This is a genomic window from Photobacterium sp. WH77 (genome assembly GCF_022014395.1).
In the GTDB taxonomy this organism is placed as follows: Bacteria; Pseudomonadota; Gammaproteobacteria; order Enterobacterales; family Vibrionaceae; genus Photobacterium; species Photobacterium arenosum.
Genome location: NZ_JAKLTE010000025.1, coordinates 23,228 through 46,334, shown reverse-complemented (window position 1 = coordinate 46,334; position 23,107 = coordinate 23,228). Strand labels below are relative to the sequence as shown.

The window sequence follows — 23,107 nt, the reverse complement described above, 5'->3', positions numbered from 1 at the left end:
CAGGTTTTTTATCGTTTTCAGCGAAGAAATGTGGCTGAGTCCAGTCGTAATGTTTCAATGTAAAGAGAGAGCGGAATGGTTCTGCGTGCAATAGTGCTTTCAGCTTTAATGGCGGCGATGCCGGTTAAAGCGATTACAGATGTTGGGGATGCTGTGCCTTTGTATTCAGAAGCGGAGCTGATCCATCTGTTTGAGAGCAACCAGCAGTTACAGCGCGTGAAAGCCGATGAGTGCCAGTTGGTGCAGGATATTGAAGTACGGGCAGAGCGTGTTGAGCTGCCGGCGTATCAGTTTCTGTATGGCGATATGCTGGCTTGGGGCGTGTGTGTGCAGCGTGACGTTGAACTGGGCCTCTATTACATGGAAACAGCGGCTCGTCAGGGCCTGCCTTCAGCGCTGGAACAGCTGGGCCGTTATTATGCCAGGGGCACACTGGTGCAACAGGATCGGGAACGTGCGATTCCTTATTTGCGCGAAGCGGCGGCGATGGGCCATTTGGCAGCACGCATTCAGCTTGCCGAATTGCTGCTCAATGATTATGGCAGCCCGCTGGATTACGAAGATGCTTACCGCTGGCTGTATCAGTCAGTGACGGCTGACGGCCGGACCCACAAAAAGATTGCTCACTTACGTCGCAATTTAGAGCTGCGTATGCCTTCCAATGTGATTGCTCGCGCGAAGCGACGAGAGAGCTTCTGGTAACCTCCCTCTTGCCGTGGTGATTTTTGGCCTGCGGTATCTTTTCAGGCAGTTAGCGCTTAGAATGTGATCTGAGCGGCATTTATCTTGTCGCGTTGCTTGAGCTGCCAGTGACAGGCAGGCTCACAAAAAAAAGCGTGTAAGCGACTGATTCACACGCAGATATTATCTTCATTTATTGGAGCGGAATTTGACCTGCTCCCAACTAATTATTGATGGCAGGGATATACTTAGGGTATCTGGCTGCCAATACGGATTATTTTATGTCCAAAGGTACAACTGATTTACCCGTCGATCCTTTCCGCGAGCGGGAAGCTCAAAACTACGAAAACCCAATCCCAAGCCGTGAATTCATTCTGGAAGTGGTTCGCGGCTTTAGTACACCTGTTAATCGCGATCAGCTGTTTACCGAGCTGAAATTGCAGGGCGAAGACCAGTACGAAGGCCTTCGCCGCCGATTACGCGCCATGGAGCGCGACGGCCAGCTGGTGTACACCCGCCGCCAGTGTTACGCATTGCCGGAAAGGCTGGATTTGATTAAAGGCCATGTCATTGGCCATAAAGACGGCTTTGGCTTTGTGCGCCCTGAAGGCAGCGGCATGGCCCGTCAAGATGACCTGCTGTTGCCGTCTCATCAGATGCGCGGTGTTATCCATGGTGATTACGTTCTGGTTCAGGTGGCTGGCGTCGATAAACGCGGCCGCCGTGAAGGGCGGATTGTCCGTGTGCTGCAGGAATACAGCGGCCAGATTGTCGGTCGCTATTTTATTGAAGACGGTATGGGCTTTGTCGTACCGGATGATTCACGGATCTCGCAGGATATCGTGATCCCTCAGGAAGTGCGTCAGGGTGCCCGCATGGGTAACGTAGTTGTGGTGGAAATCACCCAGCGCGCCACCCGTCAGTACAATGCTGTCGGTAAAATTGTGGAAGTGTTGGGCGAGAACATGGCACCGGGCATGGAAATTGAAATTGCCCTGCGTACCTACGATATTCCCCATGTCTGGCCGGCAGAGGTTGAGAAGCAGGTCGAGACACTGAAAGAAGACGTGCCGGAAGACGCCAAGAAAGGCCGTGTTGATCTGCGGGATTTGCCGCTGGTGACTATCGACGGCGAGGACGCCCGCGACTTCGATGACGCTGTGTTCTGTGAAAAGAAAAAATCAGGTGGCTGGCGTTTATGGGTGGCTATCGCCGATGTCAGCTACTATGTGCGCCCTGACAGCGCACTGGATAAAGAAGCGATAAACCGCGGTAACTCGGTTTACTTCCCGGCTCAGGTGATCCCTATGTTGCCTGAAGTGCTGTCGAACGGCCTGTGCTCGCTCAACCCTCAGGTTGATCGCCTGTGCATGGTCTGTGAGATGACTATTTCGGCGGCCGGCAAACTGTCCGGCTACCGGCATTACGAAGCTGTGATGAACTCTCATGCCCGTCTGACGTACACTAAAGTCAGCAAGGTGCTGGAAGGGGACGAGGATCTGCGCCAGCGTTATGCGCCTCTGGTTCCGCACCTGGAAGAGCTGTACAGCATGTACAAAGTGCTCAAACTTGCGCGTGAACAGCGCGGTGCTATTGAGTTTGAAACGCTGGAAACCCAGTTCATTTTCAATGCGGATCGTAAGATTGACCGTATTGTGCCGTCAGAGCGTAACGATGCCCACAAGATCATCGAAGAATGTATGATCATGGCCAATGTGGCTTCTGCCAAGCTGGTAGAAAAAGCCAAAGAGCCTGCGCTGTACCGGGTGCATGATACCCCGGGCGAAGAACGCCTGACAGGTTTCCGGGATTTCCTCGGCGAGCTGGGCCTGAATCTGACCGGTGGCCTGGAGCCTGCCCCGAGTGATTATGCTCACCTGGCAGCGGCGATCCAGAATCGCCCGGACAAAGAACTGATCCAGACCATGCTGTTGCGTTCCATGAAGCAGGCAGTGTATCAGGCGGAAAACCTGGGTCACTTCGGTCTGGCCCTCAACTCGTATGCGCACTTTACCTCGCCGATCCGCCGTTATCCTGATTTGGCTCTGCATCGTGCCATCAAATATCTGGTTGCCAAAGAGAACGGCACTCACAAAGATCGCTGGACACCGACCGGCGGCTACCACTATTCCTTCGACGACATGGATGTGCTGGGCGAGCAATGCTCAATGACAGAGCGTCGTGCCGATGATGCCACGCGTGATGTGGCTGACTGGCTGAAATGTGAATACATGCAGGACCATGTCGGTGATGAGTTCGAAGGCGTGATTGCCAATGTGACGGGCTTTGGCTTCTTTGTCCGCCTCAATGAGCTTAATATTGACGGCCTGGTGCACATCTCAAATCTTGATAACGATTACTACCAGTTCGATCCTATCGGTCAGCGCCTGGTGGGGGATGCCTCCGGCAAAATTTACCGCCTGGGTGACACTGTCCAGGTGAAAGTCGCGGCGATTAACCTCAACGACCGCCAGATTGATTTCGAACTGGTGGGCGGTGGCAGAAAGTCCCGCCGACCAGGTAAAACCGCGCAAACCCGTGAGAAGCAGCAACGGATGCGCAAAGCAGAAGGCTTGCAGCGTCAGAACCTGAAAGCGTACCGCGTTGAAAACGGTGAAGCGCAGCAGGAGCACAAAGCGGAAGCGAAGAAAGAGCGCACTTCTGTCCGTCAGCAGCTGAAAGCCGGTGTGATAGCCAAGCCTGGCAGCGAAGACGACAAGAAAGGCAAAAAAGCCAAGAAAAAAGACAAGGCGAAAAAGAAATCGGTCAAGGCGCGCAAGCCGCGGGCCGGTAAGAAAGAACGAGCGGCGAAGAAGACTAAGTAATGCGTAATGATATGATTTTCGGCATTCATGCCGTCAGCGCTGTGCTGGGTTCCGACCCGGCACGCTTCATTGAAGTCTTTGTGCTGAAAGGGCGTCAGGACGAGCGGGTATTGCCGCTGCTGAACGAATTGCAGCGATTAGGGGTGACTATCCAGCAGACCGGCCGTAAGGCTCTGGACGATAAAGCCGACGGCGGCAGCCATCAGGGTATTGTGGCGCGGGTAAAACCGGGTAAACAGTACAATGAACAGGATCTGGATGACCTGCTTGAAGGTAAAGACAATCCACTGTTGCTGATACTGGATGGCGTGACCGATCCGCATAACCTGGGCGCGTGTCTGCGAAATGCCGATGCCGCCGGTGTGGTGGCGATTATCGTGCCGAAAGACAGGGCCGCCCAGTTGAACGCAACCGCGTCTAAAGTGGCCTGTGGCGCTGCTGAAGTGGTGCCGCTGATTCGGGTGACCAATCTGGCCCGCACAATGCGTGCCTTGCAGGACAAAGGGATTTGGATTGTGGGGACCGCCGGTGAAGCGACTCATGACCTCTATCAAAGTAAACTGACCGGGCCACTGGCCATAGTGATGGGCGCGGAAGGGGAAGGGATGCGCCGTCTGACCCGCGAGACCTGTGATGATCTGATTAAGATCCCGATGGCGGGCACTGTCTCCAGCCTGAATGTGTCGGTTGCAACGGGTATCTGCCTGTTTGAAGCGGTGCGCCAGCGTCAGGACTAAAACAAAAATACCTGCTAAATCAAATGAAATGCCATCCGCTCGGGTGGCATTTCTGTCTGCAGTGAAAATAAACGCCAGGACAGGGCGATATCGCTGTTCTTTTAGTTGCGCTGAGCGGTGTAATTCTGTACTATCTCGCGCCTAAATTCTCGGTTTTATTTTTTCGTTCCTTGCTTCCCCAGGATAACCGAGCTGAACAGGGAAGCTGAATAATCCGTAAGGAGCAACCCATGCGTCATTACGAAATCGTATTTATGGTGCACCCTGATCAAAGCGAGCAAGTTGCTGGCATGGTCGAGCGTTACACCGGTGCTATCAAAGATTCTGGCGGTCAAATCCACCGTCTGGAAGATTGGGGTCGTCGTCAACTGGCTTACCCAATCAACAAACTGCACAAAGCACACTACGTTCTGATGAACGTTGAAGCTGAGCAGTCTGTGGTCGACGAGCTGGAGTCAAGCTTCCGCTTTAACGATGCTGTGATCCGTAACATGATCATGCGCACTAAAGGCGCTATCACTGAGCCATCTCCAATGATGAAGGCTAAAGAAGAGCGTGCCCCACGTCGTGAAGATCGTGCAGATGCACAATCTGAAGGTCTAATGGCCGACGCTGAGTAATCATTGAATGACCAATCGTCTGGAGCTGTCTGGCACTGTTGCCAAGCATCCCAAACGAAGCCAGTCCCCGGCGGGCGTTCCTCATTGCCATTTTGTGCTTGAGCATCGTTCCAACCAGGTGGAAGCGGACTTAACACGGCAGGTGTATTGTTACATCAACGTGGTGGTCAGCGGTAAAGGTCAGCAATTACTCACTCATGATTTAGCTGTCGGAAGCAACATTAAAGCCGGGGGATTTATCTCGTGGCAAACCGGCCGGAATGGCATAGGTAAGTTAGTGTTGCATGCCGATCATATTGAAAAAATTTAGTTCAGGAGATAAGCCCATGGCACGTTTCTTCCGTCGTCGTAAGTTCTGCCGTTTTACTGCAGAAGGCGTACAAGAGATTGACTACAAAGATGTAGCAACTCTGAAAAACTACATCACTGAAGCTGGTAAAATCGTACCAAGCCGTATCACAGGTACTCGCGCTAAGTACCAGCGTCAGCTGGCTCGCGCTATCAAGCGTTCACGTTACCTGGCTCTGCTGCCATATACTGACAAGCATCAGTAATAGGCCCGGTTTAATTAAGTTTAAGAGGACAAGATAATGCAAGTTATTCTACTTGATAAAATCGGTAACCTGGGCAGCCTTGGTGATCAGGTAAGCGTTAAAGCTGGTTATGCTCGTAACTTCCTGATCCCTCAGGGTAAAGCAGTTATGGCTACCAAATCTAACGTTGAAATGTTTGAAACTCGTCGTGCTGAGCTGGAAGCAAAAGTTGCAGAGCAACTGACTGCTGCTCAAGCTCGCGCTGAGAAAGTTAACGCTCTGGAAGCTGTAGTTATTGCTTCTAAAGCGGGTGACGAAGGCAAACTGTTCGGTTCAATCGGTACTCGTGATATCGCTGATGCAGTAACTGCTGCTGGCGTTGAAGTAGCGAAAAGCGAAGTACGTCTGCCAGAAGGTGCTCTGCGCACAACTGGCGAATATGAGATCAGCCTGCAGCTGCACTCTGACGTATTTGCAACAGTTAAGCTGGAAGTTGTTGCTGCTGAGTAATCAGCACCTGCACTTCTGCGAAAAAACCAGCCTTAGGGCTGGTTTTTTTATGTCTGGAGAAAGGGCTGTCGGCAGGATGGCGCAGCTTAGTAATGACAAAGATCAGTAATGACGCTGCTCAGTAATGAAATAGCAGGTTGATTGTCATGGTGCCGTCGCGCTTTTGCAGGCCGTCCGGTACCCAGCTGTTGAACTTCTGAGTGTTGCTGAGCTTGATAGCGATATGTTCTGAGATAGCACTGGTGAGAGACACCTGGGTTTCCAGCGTGCTGTTACTGTTACCGGCTATGCCTGTCAGCCGGATATTCAGCTCGACATCTTTGGACGGTTTCCAGATCCAGCGGGTACTGCCACGCAGGATCAGCTCATCGACGGTTTCAGGCACTATGATGTCGTCATCGTCAATTTCGTCTATGTTGGGTTCCTGATGGCGGTAACCCGGTCCGGCTTCTATTTCCATCATCATGTTTTCCAGCCGGATGACCCGGTAGCCGATACCGGTTGCCAGGGTGAAATCCCTGAAATAGGGGCCGTATTTATCGTCGATATAGCTGGTATTGCCCAGCACATATGCCCGCTCATTAATGATGAAGTCGCTCTGTAATTCGAGCTGGCCTTTGCGTTTTTCTTCCTCACCGTCTTCTTCTGCCAGCAGGTATTTGGCTTCGATCTGCTGACGAAACTGATCTTTGACATAGGTCAGCCCCAGCCGGGTATTGAGCGATTTGGAATTCGAGTTGCCGGAAAGCGACTGGTATCCCAGCTCCAGTTCACTGGACCAGGGCGAGGTGATCGGCGGGAGCTCTGGCACTTCGTCTGCACTGGCCGCAGCCATCATGAGCAGGCCGGATGTCAGCACAGGAAGCAGTATGCATTTATTTGCCACGTGCCCTCCCAACTACAGACACAAGAAACGACGGCTTGCACAAAAAAGTGCAGAAAAGGTGTAGGCGGCGCAGTGTAGCTGAATAATGTCAGATGATCGTCAGGATGTTGCGCTATTAGACATAAATTTTGCTGAAGTGCCGTAAGATTGGGCAGCGCAGCTATTACCGGGTCTTTTTTGTCTGGATGGCTGCCAGCTCGCAGGAATGTTCAGGTATACTAACAGGCCGGATTCAGGTCAAACGTGCAAGTGGTTATGGCAGAGAAAAGTAAACCCAATCGTCCCAAAGACAGTCAGATGGATGCGCTCAAAATGCCGCCTCATTCGCTGGAGGCGGAACAGTCAGTGCTTGGCGGCCTGTTGCTGGATAATGAGCGCTGGGACAGCGTTGCAGAAAAAGTGGTCGCGCGTGATTTTTACAGCCGTCCGCACCGGATGATTTTTGAGTCTGCCGCCGGGTTGCTGGAATCCGGCCAGCCGCTGGATCTGATCACCCTGTCAGAACGTCTTGAGCTGCATGATCAGCTTGATGATGTCGGTGGCTTTGCCTACCTGGCCGAGTTAGCCAAGAACACGCCGTCTGCGGCCAATATTACCGCCTATGCTGAGATTGTCAGGGAGCGTGCGCTGATCCGCGACATGATAGGGGTCGCTAACGAGATTGCCGACGCCGGTTATGATCCTCAGGGCAGAACCAGCGTCGATCTGCTCGATATGGCCGAGAGCAAAGTGTTTGCCATTGCCGAGCAGCGTACCAATGAAAATGAAGGCCCGCAAAATGTCGATACCATACTGGAAAAAACCCTGGAACGTATCGAACTGCTGTATCAGTCGCCTCAGGATGGTGTCACCGGGGTCTCGACCGGCTTTACTGATCTGAATAAGAAAACTGCTGGCCTGCAGGGATCGGATCTGATCATAGTGGCAGCCCGTCCGTCTATGGGTAAAACGACGTTTGCGATGAACCTGTGTGAAAACGCAGCCATGGAGCAGGAAAAACCTGTGCTGATTTTCTCGCTGGAGATGCCCGCCGAACAAATCATGATGCGTATGTTGGCGTCGCTGTCGCGGGTAGACCAGACCAAGATCCGTACCGGACAGCTGGATGATGAAGACTGGGCGCGTATTTCGTCGACCATGGGTATACTGATGGAAAAGAAGAACATGTACATTGATGACAGTTCTGGCCTGACCCCGACAGATGTCCGCTCTCGTGCCCGCCGTATTGCCCGTGAACATGGCGGTCTTAGCATGATCATGGTCGATTACCTTCAGCTGATGCGGGTGCCTGGCTTGCAGGATAACCGTACGCTGGAAATTGCCGAGATCTCCCGCTCGCTGAAAGCCCTGGCGAAAGAGCTGAATGTGCCTGTGGTGGCGCTGTCTCAGCTTAACCGCTCGCTGGAACAGCGTGCCGACAAGCGTCCGGTAAACTCAGACTTGCGTGAATCCGGTGCCATCGAGCAGGATGCGGACTTGATCATGTTCATCTACCGTGATGAGGTATATCACGAAGACAGTGCACTGAAAGGCATTGCAGAAATCATCATAGGTAAGCAGCGTAATGGTCCCATCGGTAGCGTGCGCCTGACTTTCCAGGGTCAGTTTTCCCGCTTTGATAACTATGCCGGCCCGGCTTTTGATGATGAGTATTAGCGTTAACCCAGCAGCAGGACAATAAATGAAAGCAGCTACCGCCTATATTGATACCCGGGCTTTGCGCCAGAACATGAGTCTGATCAGACAACAGGCGCCCGGCTGCAAGTTGCTCGCCATGGTCAAGGCCAATGGTTACGGGCACGGTCTGGAGCAGGTTGCTACCGGGCTGCCGGATGCAGACGGTTTTGGCGTCGCGAGGATAGAGGAAGCCCTCTCGTTGCGCGCCTGTGGCGTGGTAAAGCCTATTCTTCTGATGGAAGGCTTTTATTCGCCATCAGATTTACCTGTGCTGGTGACCAATAATATTCAGACCGTGGTCCACACCATAGAGCAGTTGGAAGCCCTGGAGCAGGCAGTGCTGGAGACGCCGGTGAAAGTCTGGCTCAAAATTGACAGCGGCATGCATCGTCTCGGCGTGCGTCCGGAAGAGTTCCAGGCTTTTGTCGAGCGCCTGCATGCCAGCCAGAATGTGGCACAGCCGCTGCGGTATATGAGCCACTTTGCCTGTGCCGATGAGCTGAACAGCCCGGTGACAGACAGTCAGATCCAAACTTTTATGTCCCTGACGCAAGGTTGCCGTGGCGAGCGCTCTCTGGCCAATTCTGCGGGTATTCTGGCCTGGCCGGACAGCCACCTGGAGTGGATTCGTCCCGGCATTATTATGTACGGCATTTCGCCGTTCGCTGATAAGACGCACTCTGCCGAGGCCTTTGGTATGCAACCTGTGATGACACTGACCTCCAGTGTGATTGCGGTGCGGACACTCAGGCAAGGGGAAGCGGTCGGTTATGGCGGCACCTGGGTCAGCGAGCGGGATACCAAAGTCGGCGTGGTGGCCATAGGTTATGGCGACGGCTATCCGCGCACCGCGCCGAACGGTACGCCTGTACTGATTAACGGCCGCTGGGTGCCGATTGCAGGCCGGGTCTCTATGGATATGCTGACGGTCGATCTGGGGCCGGATGCCACTGATCGGGTGGGCGATGAAGCAGTATTATGGGGACAGGGATTACCTGCCGAGGTGGTGGCCGATCATGTTGGTACCATAGCGTACGAACTGGTCACCAAGCTGACATCGCGTGTGGCTATGGCGTACCGCTGACAATGAAGAAACTGTTATGCTGACACCCTTATATCGTCGGGCATTATCCCGTACAAGTATCCGCCATCCCAGACAAGCCGTGGTCAATGCCACGGCTTGGTTGTTTTCAGCCTTGCTCTGGGCGGGCTATCCTGCGGTTGCCTGTGCCTCTGATGACGGTATTAAGATCAATACCGGCGGTTATGATGACGAGGGCGAACTGAATTGGGCAAAAGATTATGCCGTGGTGCCCTTTGCTTTTTATACCGACAACATCGGTTTTGCTTTAGGCATGGCCGGAGTGGTCAAAGGCGCTTTTCAGCCACAGGCCTCACTGTTCGGGGCCGGCCTGAAAGGGAACAAGGGAACCTGGCTGACCTATATACGCGGCGATAACTTCCGCATCAGCAACGACAGCCGCTGGCTGTTAGGTGCCGAGATCTACAACGCCGATTTTCAGCATACCGATTTTTATCTCGGAGAGGCGGCCAGCAATGATTCAAGCGCCCTGGATGCCTTCAATGCCAATGCCTATGATGCCAGATACCGGATGTTTGCCCGTTATATCTTTCCATTGGGCTCTGCAACGGCCAACCCTCTGGCTGCTCTGGCGCTGGAACGCCCGCTGACCGGCAGTACGCCGTGGCAAAGCGGGATCACGTCCATTGAATTTCGCCCTTATTACCAGAGCCGCCGCTTTCACGACTCCCCGCCTTTGCCGGACACGGAATTTGCCGATACTGACGAGGTCTGGGCGCTGGAAACCCGTCTGGAGTGGGATAATCTCAACAGCGAACATAACCCCAGCCAGGGATCGCACAGCCTGCTGACGGTGACCATAGATCCCGGCAGCAGCGATCGTGAAAGCTGGTGGCAGTGGGAGCTCAGTCAGAGCTGGTTTTGGGACATAGGGCCGGGCGGTGATTGGTTTGAGCAGCAGGTGATTGCCTTTAATGCCTATTTGTCGGATGTGCCGAGCTGGGATCAGAGTGAGCAGGTGCAGGGGCAAACCCGTTATCACAGGCCGCCAGAGTTTGCCCGTGCCAGCCTTGGCGGTCTGTTTCGCCTGCGCAGTTATCCCGGCGGGCGTTTTTCTGATCGCAGTGCGCTCAGTTACAGCATGGAATACCGGGTCATGCCCGAGTGGCAACCGCTGAGCGGCTGGCCGGTGTTTGACTGGTATGATGTTCCCTGGTGGCAATGGGTGCTGTTTACCGATTTGGGGCGGGTGGCTGACGAGTTTGATCTTGCTGAACTGAACCAGAACATGCGCTGGAGTGCCGGAGGCGCAGTGCGCTTTCAGGTAGAAGGGGTGGTGGTACGGGCTGAAATGGCATGGGGTGAAGAGGAAAGTAGTTTCAACGTCATGGTGAATCAGCCATTCTGAGAGCGGTGCTTTAGCTGTTCGTCCTCCTTGCCAAGGGGAGGACGAACGCAAGACTTGCAGCAAACTCAATCAGTCCCTCCCCCTTTTCAAGGGGGAGGCTAGGAGGGGGTGACTGGGGCGCAGACTCAAAAGCCGCGCAGCTGAATACGGCGCAGAAACTCTGTCATCACCCGGTCGTAGAGCAGATCGCCAAGGAAAGCATCCTCGACTTTATGATCGATACTCGGGTTGTCGTTCACTTCTATCACCACCACCTGGCCATTCACTTCCTTCAGATCAACGCCGTACAGACCAGAGCCAATCTGGTTGGCCGCTTTGAGTGCAACCTCGATAACGTTCTTCGGCACCTGCTTCAAATCCAGCGTTTCAAAGCCGCCCGAGGTCACCCGGCCGCTGTTATGGTGCTGGTAAATCTGCCAGTGGCCGCGGCTCATATAGTATTTACAAGCAAACAGCGGCTGACGGTTGAGGATACCAATCCGCCAGTCAAAATCTGTCGGCAGGAACTCTTGAGCCAGAATCAGCGTACTGCGCGCAAACAGGGTATCCATTTGGGTCAGCAGCTCTTCCCGGCTTTTGACTTTCACCACGCCGACGGAAAAAGCACCGTCCGGCACTTTGAGCACCATAGGAAAACCTATGTCGTTTTCGGCCTGTTCGAGCCAGTTAGGATCGAAGCTTTTCAGCACCACACTTTTCGGGGTCGGGACTTTATGCAACCGCAACAATTCGGTGAGAAACACCTTGTTGGTGCATTTCATGATCGACTCCGGATCGTCCATCACGATCAGGCCCAGCTTCTCCGCCGTTTTGGCAAAACGGTAAGTGAAGTTACCGATATTGGTGGTGGCACGAATGAACAGGCCATCAAATTCGCCCAGCCGCGACAGGTCATCCGGCGTAATGGCCTGCAGCCGCATGCCCAGACGCTTGGCGGCTTTCTTGAAATTGTGCAGTGCCGCACTGTCTGACGGCGGCATCTTTTCGTATGGATCGACCAGCAGCGCCAGATCGTAGCGTGCATTCTTGCTGGGCTTGGGTGAGCGCCATACCTTGTTAGAAAAACGTTCCAGTGCATCGGCAAACAAATCCTGTTCAGGATCCGTCAAATCCTGAAACGGGAACGGCGTGATCTGCTCTACCTGCCAGTGCGAATCGGAGCGGCGGATAATGACCTTAATCACAGGCACCATAAAGTGCTCGAACAGGCGGCGCGCCATTTTTTCAAAGCCGGGCACTTTGGACTGACCAAAATAAATTTTTTCTTCGAGCTGATCCCCAGACGACTGCAACTGGTGCGCAAAGGCTTTTTCCAGCTGGTCTGACGGTACCGACAACAGGAAGGGCTGAGATAAGTCATTAATCGTCATCACACGGGGAATGACCCTGTGCCCGCGGGCTTCAGCCATCAGCGAGCAGTAATAACCGCTGCTCATGTAACCGTAGTCGCGACACAGGTTTATGACCTGAGTGGCTTTGTTTTCACAAAACGCGCCCTGCTGCAAATATGTGTCGACAGTGACAACCCTGTCAGAGGGAAAATACTGCCGCCAGTCACTGTCGTTGTCGGTAATAATGAGGACTTTTGTCATCTTTTTCTTCACCTATAGCCTTACGGCTAATTTTGGGATTAAATCGAACTAGTCCACTCAAGCGTGAATAAGTCCATGATAGTCCGTATTGCACAGCTTTATGATCTAGATAGTTTAAATGCTCTGGAGGCTCAGCTTTTTGATGGGGATCGAATTTCACCCCGTCAGATGCGGCGGTTTATTAAATCACCCCAGAGCGTGCTGTTTGTCGCGGAAGATGAAGGCCGGATAGCTGGCTATGGGCTGGTGTTATTTCACCGGGGTACCCAGCTGGCGCGGTTGTATTCCCTTGCCGTCGATCCCGTTTATCGAGGCAGGCACATTGCTCAGCAGTTACTGTCTGCCTGTGAAGCGGCGGCACTGGAAAACGGTTTCAATACATTAAGGCTGGAAGTGCGTAATGACAATCTCGCGGCGCGAAATCTTTATGAAAAATGCGGTTATAAACCATTAAAAATTTTAATCCATTATTACGATGATCTGGCCGATGGCGTCAGGATGCAAAAACGCCTGAGCCCTATGGAAGCTAAGCATTTGCTGCCACTCCCTTTGTATGTGCAGACCACGCCATTCACCTGTGGTCCGGCCTGCTTAATGATGAGTCTGTCTTATCTGGATCCAGCTTTTCAACCCAGCCGGCAGACCGAGATGCAGCTGTGGCGGGAGGCTACCACTATCTTCATGGCCTCGGGGCACGGTGGGTGCAGCGGACACGGGTTGGCATTGGCGGCAAACCGGCGCGGGTGCAAAGTGGAATTGTGGGCTCAGTCTCTGTCAACGCCTTTTATAGACAGTGTTCGCGATCCCAGGAAAAAGGACATTATCGAGCTGGTCCATCAGGATTTTTGTCAGCAGATGGATGAGGCCGGTGTGCCTGTGGTGGATGCCATGCCGGCGGTTAGTCAGATTGAAGACTGGCTGAAGCAAGGGTACTGTTTGCTGATGCTGATCAGCACCTATCGTTTCAACGGCTGCAAAGAGCCACACTGGATTGTGCTGAGCGGCGTCAGCGAACAGTTCTTTTTCTTTCATGACCCTTTCGCCGAAGACAAGGCGGACAGCAGCCATCGCGCCCATATTCCGCTCAATAAAGCCGGGCTGAGCCAGATCCTCGGCTTTGGCCGCCAGAAACAGACGGCCTGTGTGGTGATCAAGTCCTAGCGGGCCGTGTCCTCTGGGGCATCACAGCCAGGGGCATGATGCTGATTGCTACATGCCGAACGGGAAATCTTTCATCCCTTGTTGCAGTTCTTCTCGCACCGGGGCTAAGGCTCTGGCGTAGGCTGCCAGAGATTTGATGGTATATCTCGCCCGGCTGTCGAACCGCTCATCGCTGACGGCCTTGTCCGCTGTCAGCAGAGTCTCACAGTCGCGGAAGATCAAATGATCCGGAATGAAGCACGCATGGTTGTTCTTACTGCCTGTCATGCGCAGCTCACTGATAGGGTAGACACCGTTCACGCTTGCGGAAACACTGGCCAGCAGTACGGGTTTGTGACCCAGTTCTGCCGACGTGCACAGCAACAGGAAGTTTTTGAGGGCCGGGGTTGCCATGCCATGCCATTCCGGTGTGATCAGTACCACAGCGTCCGATGTTTTCAGTTCTTCAGCGAGTGCTCGCCAGCCACTCCATTCCTCACTGCCACTCCAGACCCCTTCGTTCCAGAGCGGCAGATTAAGGGTACTTAAATCCATGATCTCTGCTTCCTCGAACCCTTGGCCATGAGCCAGTGCCTGTAAATAGGCTGCCGCCTTCACGCTGTGTGATTGTTCACGATGACTGCCTGAAATAATGCTGAGTTTCATAATGCTTTTCCTTATCGCTGAGAGGTTGCCGATTGATTCAGTGCTATAATGATAAAACTTTTATGTAAGTATCTTTTGTGAAAGATATATAATGAAAGGTACGCCTGAGAAATCTTTTTATCAAGTATCTTTTTGAAAAAATAGCTTGAGAGAATTATATGCATCACGATCATGTAGACAGGTTACTGACACAATGGCAACAGCAACGCCCTGATCTGGATTGTTCGCCAATGGCCGTGATTGGCCGCATAAGCCGCATGAGCAGACTGATCGACAAGAAAATAAATAAGACGTTTAAAAACTATGATTTAAGTGCGATTGAGTTTGATATCCTGGCAACATTGAGGCGTTGTAATACCCCTCTGACCCCGACCGAACTTTACCAGACCCTGATGCTGTCATCCGGTGCCATGAGTACCCGCATTGAGCAGTTGGCCAAGCGCGGGTTGATTGAACGCATAGCCAGCCCCGAAGACAGACGAAGCTGCAGTGTGGCGCTGACAGAGAAAGGCCGGGCTTTAATTGACCAGGCTGTTGAAGCGCATGTCGTTAATGAGAAAGCCATTCTTGATCCGCTGACACAAGAACAGCGACAGCAACTGGCTGCGCTGCTGAGAGCCTGGCTACTGAGCAATGAGTCCTGATCCTTCAGCCAGATAGGGCTATGATTTATTCAACAATCTGTTGTTCAATTTCATCAGTAATGTTAGGGAAATCAGACCGAAGTTCAGATTGGTACTACTGAGTTACATGCTTTCTGTCGATTTTATCTCTTGGTTTCTTTCGAACTGCAGGATAATTTCCTATAGTTTAGCGGCTATGCATGATTCACCGAAAGCGTGACCTGGAGCAAGGCAGGTAGGGCGGTAGCGACGGCATAATTAACAATAAGTTGTAAAATTACCAAAATATCGCCATGCTTATGGCCAGTTTGGCTGTGCAAACGCCGTTGAATTGGACATTCACTGCCGCACCACCGGTTGTGCTGTAGTGAAAAAATAACACATCAGGAACGTCATTATGTTGAAAAACATTAACCCCACGCAAACAACTGCCTGGCAGGCACTGACTGCCCATTTTGAACAGGCACAGGATCTTCAGCTCAGCGAGCTGTTTGCTAAAGACTCATCACGTTTCGAGACGTTTTCCGCGGCGTTCGGCAACGATATCCTGCTGGATTATTCAAAGAACCTTATCACTGAAGAAACGCTGGCCAAGCTGTTTGATCTGGCTGAACAGACCGAGCTGAAAACCGCCATTGCGTCTATGTTCAACGGTGAAAAAATTAACCGCACCGAAGACCGCGCCGTACTGCATGTCGCGCTGCGTAACCGCAGCAATACGCCAGTGCTGGTGGACGGCGAAGATGTAATGCCGCATGTGAATGCCGTGCTGGCGAAAATGCAGCAGTTCTCCGACCGTATTATTGGCGGTGACTGGAAAGGGTATACAGGCAAAGCCATCACAGATGTGGTCAATATCGGCATCGGTGGCTCTGATCTGGGTCCTTACATGGTGTCAGAAGCACTGGCGCCGTACAAAACCCGTCTCAACCTGCATTTTGTCTCTAATGTAGACGGCACCCATATTGCTGAAACCCTGAAGGGGCTGAACCCGGAAACGACTCTGTTCCTGGTGGCGTCAAAAACCTTCACCACTCAGGAAACCATGACCAACGCCCACTCGGCGCGTGACTGGTTCCTGGCTGAGGCCAAAGATCCAGCGCATGTAGCGAAGCACTTTGCCGCCCTGTCGACCAATGCCGGTGCGGTGTCTGCCTTTGGTATTGATACCGACAATATGTTCGAATTCTGGGACTGGGTCGGCGGGCGTTATTCACTGTGGTCAGCGATTGGTTTGTCGATCTGCCTGGCTGTGGGTTACGAGCGTTTCGAAGAACTGCTGGCCGGTGCGCATGCGATGGATAAGCATTTTGCACAAGCGCCGCTGACCGAGAATGTGCCGGTCATTCTGGCGCTGATTGGCCTGTGGTATAACAACTTCTTCGGTGCCGAATCCGAAGCCATTTTACCGTACGATCAGTATATGCACCGTTTTGCGGCTTACTTCCAGCAAGGCAACATGGAATCGAACGGTAAGTATGTCGACCGCGGCGGTAATCCTGTGGATTATCAGACCGGACCAATTATCTGGGGCGAACCGGGCACTAATGGTCAGCATGCGTTTTATCAGTTGATCCATCAGGGCACTAAGCTGATCCCGTGTGATTTTATTGCCCCGGCAATCAGCCACAATCAGTTGGGTGATCACCACCCTAAACTGATGGCAAATTTCTTTGCACAGACCGAAGCGCTGGCATTTGGTAAAACCCGCGAGCAGGTGGAAGCGGAATTCACCGCGGCAGGTAAAACGCCGGAGGAAGCCGCAGAGCTGGCGCCTTTTAAAGTGTTCGAAGGTAACCGTCCGACCAACTCCATTCTGGTTAAGCAAGTGACCCCGTATATCTTGGGTGCGCTGATCGCGATGTATGAGCATAAGATCTTCACCCAGGGCGTGATTTGGAATATCTACAGCTTCGATCAGTGGGGCGTTGAGCTGGGTAAACAGCTGGCCAATCAGATCCTGCCGGAGCTGGCGGACAACGCAGCGGTGAGCAGCCATGACAGCTCGACCAATGGCCTGATCAATACCTTTAAGCAATGGCGTCAGTAATCTTGACGAAAGCCTGAAATGATAAAACGCCGCTTTTGCGGCGTTTTTCTTAGCTGCGGTATGCCTTACGGTTAAGACAGGGCGACCACTTCGCTGGCTTGTGGGCCTTTCTGGCCGTCAGTAACGATAAACTCAACGTTTTGGCCTTCTCTCAGGGTACGACGTCCCTGAGCCTGAATGGCGCTGAAGTGAACAAATACATCTTTGCCATCAGCAGCAGAGATAAAACCAAAACCTTTATCATCGTTGAACCATTTAACGGTTCCTGTCAGTTTGCTCATTTGACGATCTTTCCTTTGTAATCTATTCCTTGCGTTACCCGAAGGCAGGCAACACGAATGCTATTAACAGGTATCTTTATAGGTGAGTAGATACCTAAATAGCATTTCCAGTCTAGATCGTAACCGGAATGCGGGGCAATGATTTATGCGTTATTTATGCAAAAAGAGTGAAAGGGTTAAGCATAGTCACGGCAATAGGTCAGGCCAGTTTGCACTGGCCTGCAGAAAAAGAAGTGGTGTTTGAAAGCGTTAGCGGTCGAAGCTGATTTCGATGAAGGCTTTGCCGTATTCAGATTCAAACGGCATGATGATGATCGCCCCTTCACTCTTGTGTGTGATGGTGTGGCCGCGGCCTGACACAACTGCGGGGGTGGCCATTTCAAAGTCATAGCCTTTTTCAGACAGAATACGTTTAGCACCACCTGTGACCATATTGGTGATCTCGCCAACCATATCGGTCACTTCATCATTGATGCCATTTGGCCGCTCGCCCAGCATGCGCTGCATGATTTCCAGCGCGAGGCCTTCATCAAAGGTAATGGACATCGAGCCTCTGGTCTGCGGACCAATCATACCAATCAGGCCAGATACATCACCTCGGGCGACTTCATCTTTTTTCAGCAGAGGTTTTTGCGGGGCCAGCTCCATTGACGCCATGGTCTTGAGCACATTCAGCAGAGAGGCCAGAAACGGGTTTACAAATTCTGCTCGCATAGGATCTGGATTGCCTTGTTGTTGTTCAGAAACGGACTACTTCTTATGTTGGCATGCTTGGCACACACCGTGGCTTTCAACCACATGGTGAGAAATCTGAAAGCCCTGTTGTTGTGCCTTTAGTTTTAGCATTTTAGCCAATTCATCGTCGTGACATTCCTCCACATGACTGCATTCATCGCAAATTAATAGCTGTGAACAATGAGAGGCATGGTCCAACAGATTGCAGGCGATATAACTGTTTGTCGACTCGACTTTATGGACAAAGCCCTGGGCCAGCAGAAAGTCGAGTGCGCGGTACACAGTGGGAGGCTTGGCCTGAGGTTCAGTTTCCCGAAGCAAATCAAGCAGCTCGTAGGCGCTGATTGAACTTTGGCGTTCAACAATCAGCTCCAGTACTTTCTGGCGTTGCGGGGTCAGCCGGACTCCACGTTGATCACAGAGTGTTTGGGCCTGATTCAGCAGTTGCATATGATTTGCCATACTTCCTCAAAAAAGCGACTAGCGTCATAGTCTATCATAGCATTTCAAAAACCTAGCTCTGAGAGACATAATCCATTACGGATGGACAAAATTTTCGTGTAACTGATCACATTCGCATCAGCGGTTAAGTCGCTGACGGTATGAACGATTGATTCATTGACTGGTTTGTAAGTCAAAAAATGCCGCCTATTCAGGACATGGTGCTTTCAGCGCCGGCAGTCATCTGCCATTGCTGTTGTCCTGAACAATGCGAGGCAAAGTGTATGCAGAAACCACTAAATGGCAAGCAGGACTTAAAGGGCCGGGTGATCTTTTCAGGGCCAACGTCGCTCTGGCCCCGGATAAGAGCTATTGCAGATTCTGGAAAGTGTCACAATCTTTGGGATTGCCGGATTCGAACCCTTTGCGAAACCAACTTGCCCGCTGCTCAGAGGTACCGTGAGTAAAGGCATCTGGCTGTACGGCCTGACCTGCCATTTCCTGCAGCCTGTCGTCACCCACGGAACTGGCGGCTTTCAGCCCTTCTTCAATGTCGCCGGGCTCCAGCAACTGCATGTCATTGTGAACATAGTAGCCCCAGACACCGGCATAGCAGTCGGCCTGTAGCTCAAGCATCACGCTTAAGCGATTGGCATCGGTTTCGCTGGCCTGCTGCTGCATTTGAGCGACCTGCTTGTTGGTGCCCAGCACGTTTTGCACATGATGACCCACCTCGTGCGCTATCACATAGGCAAAAGCAAAATCACCGGGCGCCCCCAGTTTTTTCAGCTCATCCATAAAGCTGAGATCCAGATACACCTTGCTGTCGGCAGGACAATAAAATGGCCCGGACTGTGCCTGACCCATGCCACAGCCTGTCTGGGTGATATTGTTGTACAGCACCAGCTGCGGTTCGGGATACTGGCCGTCGAACAGCTTGCTCCACACGGTTTCTGTGGTGCCCAGAATCGCCGCGACAAACTGAGCCTCTTCGTCACTGGCCGGTAAGCCACCGGTTTGTGCGCCTTCCTGTTGCTGCATCGCCCCGGAACCGGGCTGAACGTCCATCATTCCGGATCCACCGGTAAAATACTGATAAGCCAAGTATATCCCGCCGACAACCAGAATAAGTTTACCTACTTTGGTTTTGAGCAGGAAAGGGAGAAAACGCAGTAATCCAGCGACCGCCATCCCGGAGTGAGCTGGCCCCTGACCGCGTCTGTCATCAATGTTGGTACTTTGTTTGGTCTTGCGCCAGCGCATAGGTTTTCCCCTGAGTCGTGAAGAGGTTCTCAACAAGTCTGAACGAAAAGTGCCCTTTTTTCCTGTTACACCCTGAGACGGGAGGCATTTTCATTCAGCAGCACAACACGCTTTTCAGTTAGCCGAGATCTTCTGCTTTGCAAATCCGTGAAAAATCAGCATTTTGGTCTGCTGTAAAGCCTGGTCTCTGCAATCTTATGACTGATTTTTATTGTGATGATTTTAACTTGATGAAATATAAGAAGTGATCAGCAGGTTTTTTACCTGTTCGGATTTGTTTACATCCTTCAGTTATCAGGTTAAGCCCATCATAGTGGCCAGATAGCGATATAAAAACAGCAGGTTACTTATGCCTTGCTATGAGTCTCAACTTGTATGTAACCACGCATCTCTCTGTTTCATTAATAAAATTTGGTGTTTTCATCTTATGTATAAGGGCGTAGTTGCGTATAGGTTTTAACTGTGCCTGATGTGAGGGGTAGGCAATTCCAAGTAACGGACAAACATAAAAAAGGACTAACAATGTTTAAGACAATGCTAGGTTGCTGTATCACGTCTGCGCTGGTATTAGCCAGTGCTGCCATTCAGGCTGAAGACTCGCAGTTTGCAGTAAGTTCGGAGTCACAGGCCAGGCTGATCACCGCGGCACCTGAGAAGGCCGTCGCCAATCAGTATATTGTGGTGTTAAAAGAACCGGCGTATATCGCCAATGATATCGCCGCGCGTGTCGAGTTTGTGGCTCGTACTGTCGAGTCTATCAGTACACTTCATGCTGTGACTGCTGAAAGGGTGTTTGATTCTGCCCTGAGCGGCTTTGTCGCTGAGCTGACGGCAGAGCAACTCAATACACTTCGTCAGGACAATCAGGTTGACTACATAGAGCAGGATCAGCGGATTTCACTTGATCCGGTTTTCCCTGAAGCTTTTGATGCCCAGCAGACCAATGCCACCTGGGGCCTGGATCGTGTGGATCAGCGCAACCTGCCGCTGGACGGTAATTTTGTCACCCAATATAACGGCGCAGGCGTGACGGCGTACGTCATTGATACCGGTGTCACCACCACCCATGCCGAGTTCGGCGGTCGTGCCCGTTCCGGCTATGATTTCGTCGATAACGACAGCAATGCCACCGACTGTAATGGTCACGGTACGCATGTTGCCGGCACCATTGGCGGTACGCGCTACGGTGTGGCGAAGAACGTCAGCCTGGTCGGGGTGCGGGTACTGAGCTGTAATGGCTCGGGCACCACATCAGGGGTGATTGCCGGTGTTGACTGGGTGAAGCAGAATGCCACTGGTCCTTCTGTGGCGAATATGAGCCTGGGCGGCGGTATTTCGACCGCACTGGACAGCGCCATCAACAGCGCGGTGAATTCAGGCGTCAGCTTTATGCTGGCAGCGGGAAATGAGAATCAGGATGCTTGCAATGTCTCACCCGCCAGGGTGGCAAATGGTATCACTGTCGGCTCGACAACCAGTTCTGATCAGCGTTCCAGCTTTTCTAACTGGGGCAGCTGTGTCGACATTTTTGCGCCGGGATCCTCCATTACCTCCGCCTGGTATGACGGCAGCTACAAAACCATCAGCGGAACCTCGATGGCCACACCGCACGTTGCCGGGGTCGCTGCGCTGTATCTCGATGAGTATCCGAACCTGACCCCTTCTCAGGTCAGTCAGTTACTGGCCCAGCGCGGCACTACAGGTAAAGTGAGTGATTCACGCAATAGCCTTAATCTGCTGGCTTACAGCGGTACAGATAATGGCGGCGGCGATCCGGGTACACCGTCAGACGGCAAACTGGAAAACGGTAAAGTGCAAAGTGGCCTGAACGGGACGTCCGGTAGTGAGCAGCATTACTACATTGATGTGCCGGCAGGGCGTACCTTAACTGTCCGTACCTATGGCGGAACGGGGGATGCCGATCTGTATGTTCGCCTCGGGCAGAAAGCCACCAAATCCAGCTGGGATTGCCGGCCTTACCGTGCGGGTAACAGCGAAACCTGCTCTATCACCCCCACTCAGTCTGGTCGCTACCACATCATGCTGAACGGCTATAACGCCTATGGCAGCCTGTCGCTGCAGGCTAGCTTCTGAATCGTTATCGCCGATAAATTGATGACTGCCGCGCCCCGGACAAGGACAGTTCAGGGCGTTTTTTGTTAACCTTTATTCAGTCGTTGAAATGCGACGCTCTGCACCGGATAACCCGACTAGCTTTAATGAAGCTGAGCGAGCACTTCTGCCGCTCTGTTTTGCCTGTCATTCGCAATCCGGCCAACACCGGTTAAGGAGCCGTAATGGGTTTGTTCAACGATATTCTCAACAAGCTTGGCTTTGGAAAAAAATCACCCCAGACACCAACGCCATCTTCCAACGTCACATTTGCCCCCGATGAAACGCCTGCACCCGCGTCTCCGGCTGAGCCAGCCGCTCCGGCCATGGAAACTGTGGATGTGGTTGCCAAACTGGAAGCTATGGCGGCTGACCATCCGGAAGCACTGAACTGGAAAACCTCTATTGTCGATCTGCTGAAACTGCTGGGCCTCGACAGCAGCCTGTCGGCCCGCAAAGAACTGGCGACTGAACTGGGCTGCCCCGCAGACAAAATGGCCGACTCCGCCCAAATGAATATGTGGCTGCATAAAACCGTGCTGCAGAAACTGGCCGACAACGGCGGTAAAGTGCCGGATGAATTGCTGTGACATTTGCTGTTACTGCTGTGGATAAAAAGCCCCTGAGAGTAGGGGCTTGTGGTGAAACGAAATAAAACGCACAAAAGCTGAACCGTTATTACATATCAATGTAATCAATCATGATTTTCGAAATTTTACCATCCAGGCCATTGATGTACGTGCTGTCGCATTTCACCTTTCCGTCAGCATAGCTTCCATCGGAGTTGAAAGTGCCAACAATTGCCTCATCAACCGGACCCATTACAGTAACACGAGCCCAGTCATCGCTTTCAGACGCCGATGGGCTATCGTAGACCTTGATGACGGTAATGCCGCTTGGAATATTTTGAAGTTTCAGGGAACGTGCTTCGTCATTTGAAAAACCATGATCACCACTTTTACAGTCGATATTATAGTTTTGACCGCCGTTTAGCGTATTACCCACTTGATCCTGAGTGCCGCCATTTCCTTCCCAAAATGTAATTTGTCCAGCCATGTTGAATTTCCTTGATGTTGTTGTTTGTGTTTATGTGCACATCATATGCAATAACAACAATAGAAAGGATTTTGAAAAAGGCACTACCGATTGTGTGAAATCACACGTAAGTTTATAAACAAACAAAACCGGCGTAATAGAAATACAGCAACAGCCGACGGCTGGCCTCTCCCCAGTATTGGCCGCGGTAACGCAAGATTTCAATCCCTAAGCTGATCTGATACGCGGG

At 52.2% G+C, this 23,107-nt stretch carries 23 protein-coding genes; 15 read left to right on the top strand and 8 right to left on the bottom strand.

Annotation, left to right across the window (positions count from 1 at the left end; all coding sequences use genetic code 11):
* Positions 1–75 precede the first annotated feature (75 nt).
* From motX to rplI, 7 genes are all read left to right on the top strand, one after another.
* A complete protein-coding gene (gene motX / locus L6J37_RS19115) occupies positions 76–702 on the top strand; it encodes a flagellar protein MotX (RefSeq protein WP_237796231.1) in 627 nt (208 codons plus the stop codon).
* A gap of 260 nt (positions 703–962) precedes the next feature.
* Positions 963–3,506 carry a ribonuclease R gene (rnr, locus tag L6J37_RS19110; RefSeq protein ID WP_237796229.1) on the top strand — a complete coding sequence of 848 codons (2,544 nt, stop codon included), beginning with the start codon at positions 963–965 and terminating at the stop codon, positions 3,504–3,506.
* A complete protein-coding gene (gene rlmB, locus L6J37_RS19105) occupies positions 3,506–4,243 on the top strand; it encodes a 23S rRNA (guanosine(2251)-2'-O)-methyltransferase RlmB (protein ID WP_192017357.1) in 738 nt (245 codons plus the stop codon). Before rnr ends, rlmB begins: the two co-directional genes overlap by 1 nt.
* Before the next feature lie 230 nt (positions 4,244–4,473).
* On the top strand, positions 4,474–4,863 hold the full coding sequence (gene rpsF, locus L6J37_RS19100; protein WP_192017358.1) for a 30S ribosomal protein S6: 390 nt from the start codon (positions 4,474–4,476) through the stop codon (positions 4,861–4,863).
* A gap of 7 nt (positions 4,864–4,870) precedes the next feature.
* Complete coding sequence (gene priB, locus L6J37_RS19095) at positions 4,871–5,173, top strand: primosomal replication protein N (RefSeq protein WP_027254047.1); 303 nt, start codon at positions 4,871–4,873, stop codon at positions 5,171–5,173.
* A 16-nt stretch (positions 5,174–5,189) separates the two neighbouring features.
* The gene (gene rpsR / locus L6J37_RS19090; protein ID WP_002539422.1) at positions 5,190–5,417 is read left to right on the top strand and encodes a 30S ribosomal protein S18; all 228 of its coding nucleotides are present in this window, start codon (positions 5,190–5,192) and stop codon (positions 5,415–5,417) included.
* A 36-nt stretch (positions 5,418–5,453) separates the two neighbouring features.
* Positions 5,454–5,906 (top strand): 50S ribosomal protein L9, encoded by a 453-nt coding sequence (gene rplI / locus L6J37_RS19085; RefSeq protein ID WP_192017359.1) that lies wholly within the window; start codon positions 5,454–5,456, stop codon positions 5,904–5,906.
* Between the two features lie 118 nt (positions 5,907–6,024).
* Here rplI and L6J37_RS19080 read toward each other — a convergent pair whose 3' ends face one another.
* Positions 6,025–6,792, bottom strand: a complete 768-nt coding sequence (locus tag L6J37_RS19080) for a DUF481 domain-containing protein (protein WP_237796228.1) — start codon at positions 6,790–6,792, stop codon at positions 6,025–6,027.
* A gap of 255 nt (positions 6,793–7,047) precedes the next feature.
* On the opposite strand from L6J37_RS19080, the gene L6J37_RS19075 reads away from it, so the two are divergent.
* From L6J37_RS19075 to L6J37_RS19065, 3 genes are read left to right on the top strand one after another with little or no spacing between them, the layout of a single operon-like run.
* Entirely contained in the window at positions 7,048–8,448 is a 1,401-nt protein-coding gene (locus L6J37_RS19075) for a replicative DNA helicase (RefSeq protein WP_120513586.1), read from the top strand.
* A 25-nt stretch (positions 8,449–8,473) separates the two neighbouring features.
* The gene (gene alr / locus L6J37_RS19070; protein WP_237796226.1) at positions 8,474–9,553 is read left to right on the top strand and encodes an alanine racemase; all 1,080 of its coding nucleotides are present in this window, start codon (positions 8,474–8,476) and stop codon (positions 9,551–9,553) included.
* Between the two features lie 16 nt (positions 9,554–9,569).
* The gene (locus L6J37_RS19065) at positions 9,570–10,919 is read left to right on the top strand and encodes a BamA/TamA family outer membrane protein (RefSeq protein ID WP_237796224.1); all 1,350 of its coding nucleotides are present in this window, start codon (positions 9,570–9,572) and stop codon (positions 10,917–10,919) included.
* 125 nt (positions 10,920–11,044) lie between these two features.
* On the opposite strand, the gene L6J37_RS19060 is transcribed toward L6J37_RS19065, so the two are convergent.
* Entirely contained in the window at positions 11,045–12,511 is a 1,467-nt protein-coding gene (locus L6J37_RS19060) for a RimK family protein (protein WP_192017362.1), read from the bottom strand.
* A gap of 75 nt (positions 12,512–12,586) precedes the next feature.
* Between L6J37_RS19060 and L6J37_RS19055 the strand changes: the two genes are divergently transcribed.
* Positions 12,587–13,672, top strand: coding sequence for a GNAT family N-acetyltransferase/peptidase C39 family protein (locus tag L6J37_RS19055; RefSeq protein ID WP_192017363.1), 1,086 nt, complete (start codon positions 12,587–12,589; stop codon positions 13,670–13,672).
* A gap of 48 nt (positions 13,673–13,720) precedes the next feature.
* Here the strand turns inward: L6J37_RS19055 and L6J37_RS19050 are convergent, their stop codons facing one another.
* Positions 13,721–14,317, bottom strand: a complete 597-nt coding sequence (locus L6J37_RS19050) for an NADPH-dependent FMN reductase (protein ID WP_237796221.1) — start codon at positions 14,315–14,317, stop codon at positions 13,721–13,723.
* A 158-nt stretch (positions 14,318–14,475) separates the two neighbouring features.
* On the opposite strand from L6J37_RS19050, the gene L6J37_RS19045 reads away from it, so the two are divergent.
* On the top strand, positions 14,476–14,961 hold the full coding sequence (locus L6J37_RS19045) for a MarR family winged helix-turn-helix transcriptional regulator (RefSeq protein WP_192017365.1): 486 nt from the start codon (positions 14,476–14,478) through the stop codon (positions 14,959–14,961).
* A 376-nt stretch (positions 14,962–15,337) separates the two neighbouring features.
* On the top strand, positions 15,338–16,990 hold the full coding sequence (pgi, locus tag L6J37_RS19040; protein ID WP_237796220.1) for a glucose-6-phosphate isomerase: 1,653 nt from the start codon (positions 15,338–15,340) through the stop codon (positions 16,988–16,990).
* 71 nt (positions 16,991–17,061) lie between these two features.
* Here pgi and L6J37_RS19035 read toward each other — a convergent pair whose 3' ends face one another.
* The 4 genes from L6J37_RS19035 to ypfJ all read right to left on the bottom strand — a co-directional run bounded on the left by L6J37_RS19035 (position 17,062) and on the right by ypfJ (position 19,710).
* Positions 17,062–17,271 carry a cold-shock protein gene (locus L6J37_RS19035; protein WP_027254038.1) on the bottom strand — a complete coding sequence of 70 codons (210 nt, stop codon included), beginning with the start codon at positions 17,269–17,271 and terminating at the stop codon, positions 17,062–17,064.
* Between the two features lie 249 nt (positions 17,272–17,520).
* Entirely contained in the window at positions 17,521–17,985 is a 465-nt protein-coding gene (locus tag L6J37_RS19030; protein ID WP_027254037.1) for a chemotaxis protein CheX, read from the bottom strand.
* Between the two features lie 36 nt (positions 17,986–18,021).
* Entirely contained in the window at positions 18,022–18,468 is a 447-nt protein-coding gene (gene zur / locus L6J37_RS19025; RefSeq protein ID WP_192017367.1) for a zinc uptake transcriptional repressor Zur, read from the bottom strand.
* Between the two features lie 348 nt (positions 18,469–18,816).
* Entirely contained in the window at positions 18,817–19,710 is an 894-nt protein-coding gene (ypfJ, locus tag L6J37_RS19020) for a KPN_02809 family neutral zinc metallopeptidase (RefSeq protein ID WP_192017368.1), read from the bottom strand.
* 522 nt (positions 19,711–20,232) lie between these two features.
* On the opposite strand from ypfJ, the gene L6J37_RS19015 reads away from it, so the two are divergent.
* Together L6J37_RS19015 and L6J37_RS19010 are read left to right on the top strand one after the other, a co-directional pair.
* Entirely contained in the window at positions 20,233–21,804 is a 1,572-nt protein-coding gene (locus L6J37_RS19015; RefSeq protein WP_237796219.1) for a S8 family peptidase, read from the top strand.
* 203 nt (positions 21,805–22,007) lie between these two features.
* Positions 22,008–22,412: a DUF3597 domain-containing protein gene (locus L6J37_RS19010; protein WP_237796218.1), complete on the top strand. Its 405-nt coding sequence runs from the start codon at positions 22,008–22,010 to the stop codon at positions 22,410–22,412.
* An 88-nt stretch (positions 22,413–22,500) separates the two neighbouring features.
* Here L6J37_RS19010 and L6J37_RS19005 read toward each other — a convergent pair whose 3' ends face one another.
* Positions 22,501–22,878, bottom strand: a complete 378-nt coding sequence (locus L6J37_RS19005) for a hypothetical protein (protein WP_237796217.1) — start codon at positions 22,876–22,878, stop codon at positions 22,501–22,503.
* Positions 22,879–23,107: the final 229 nt, after the last annotated feature.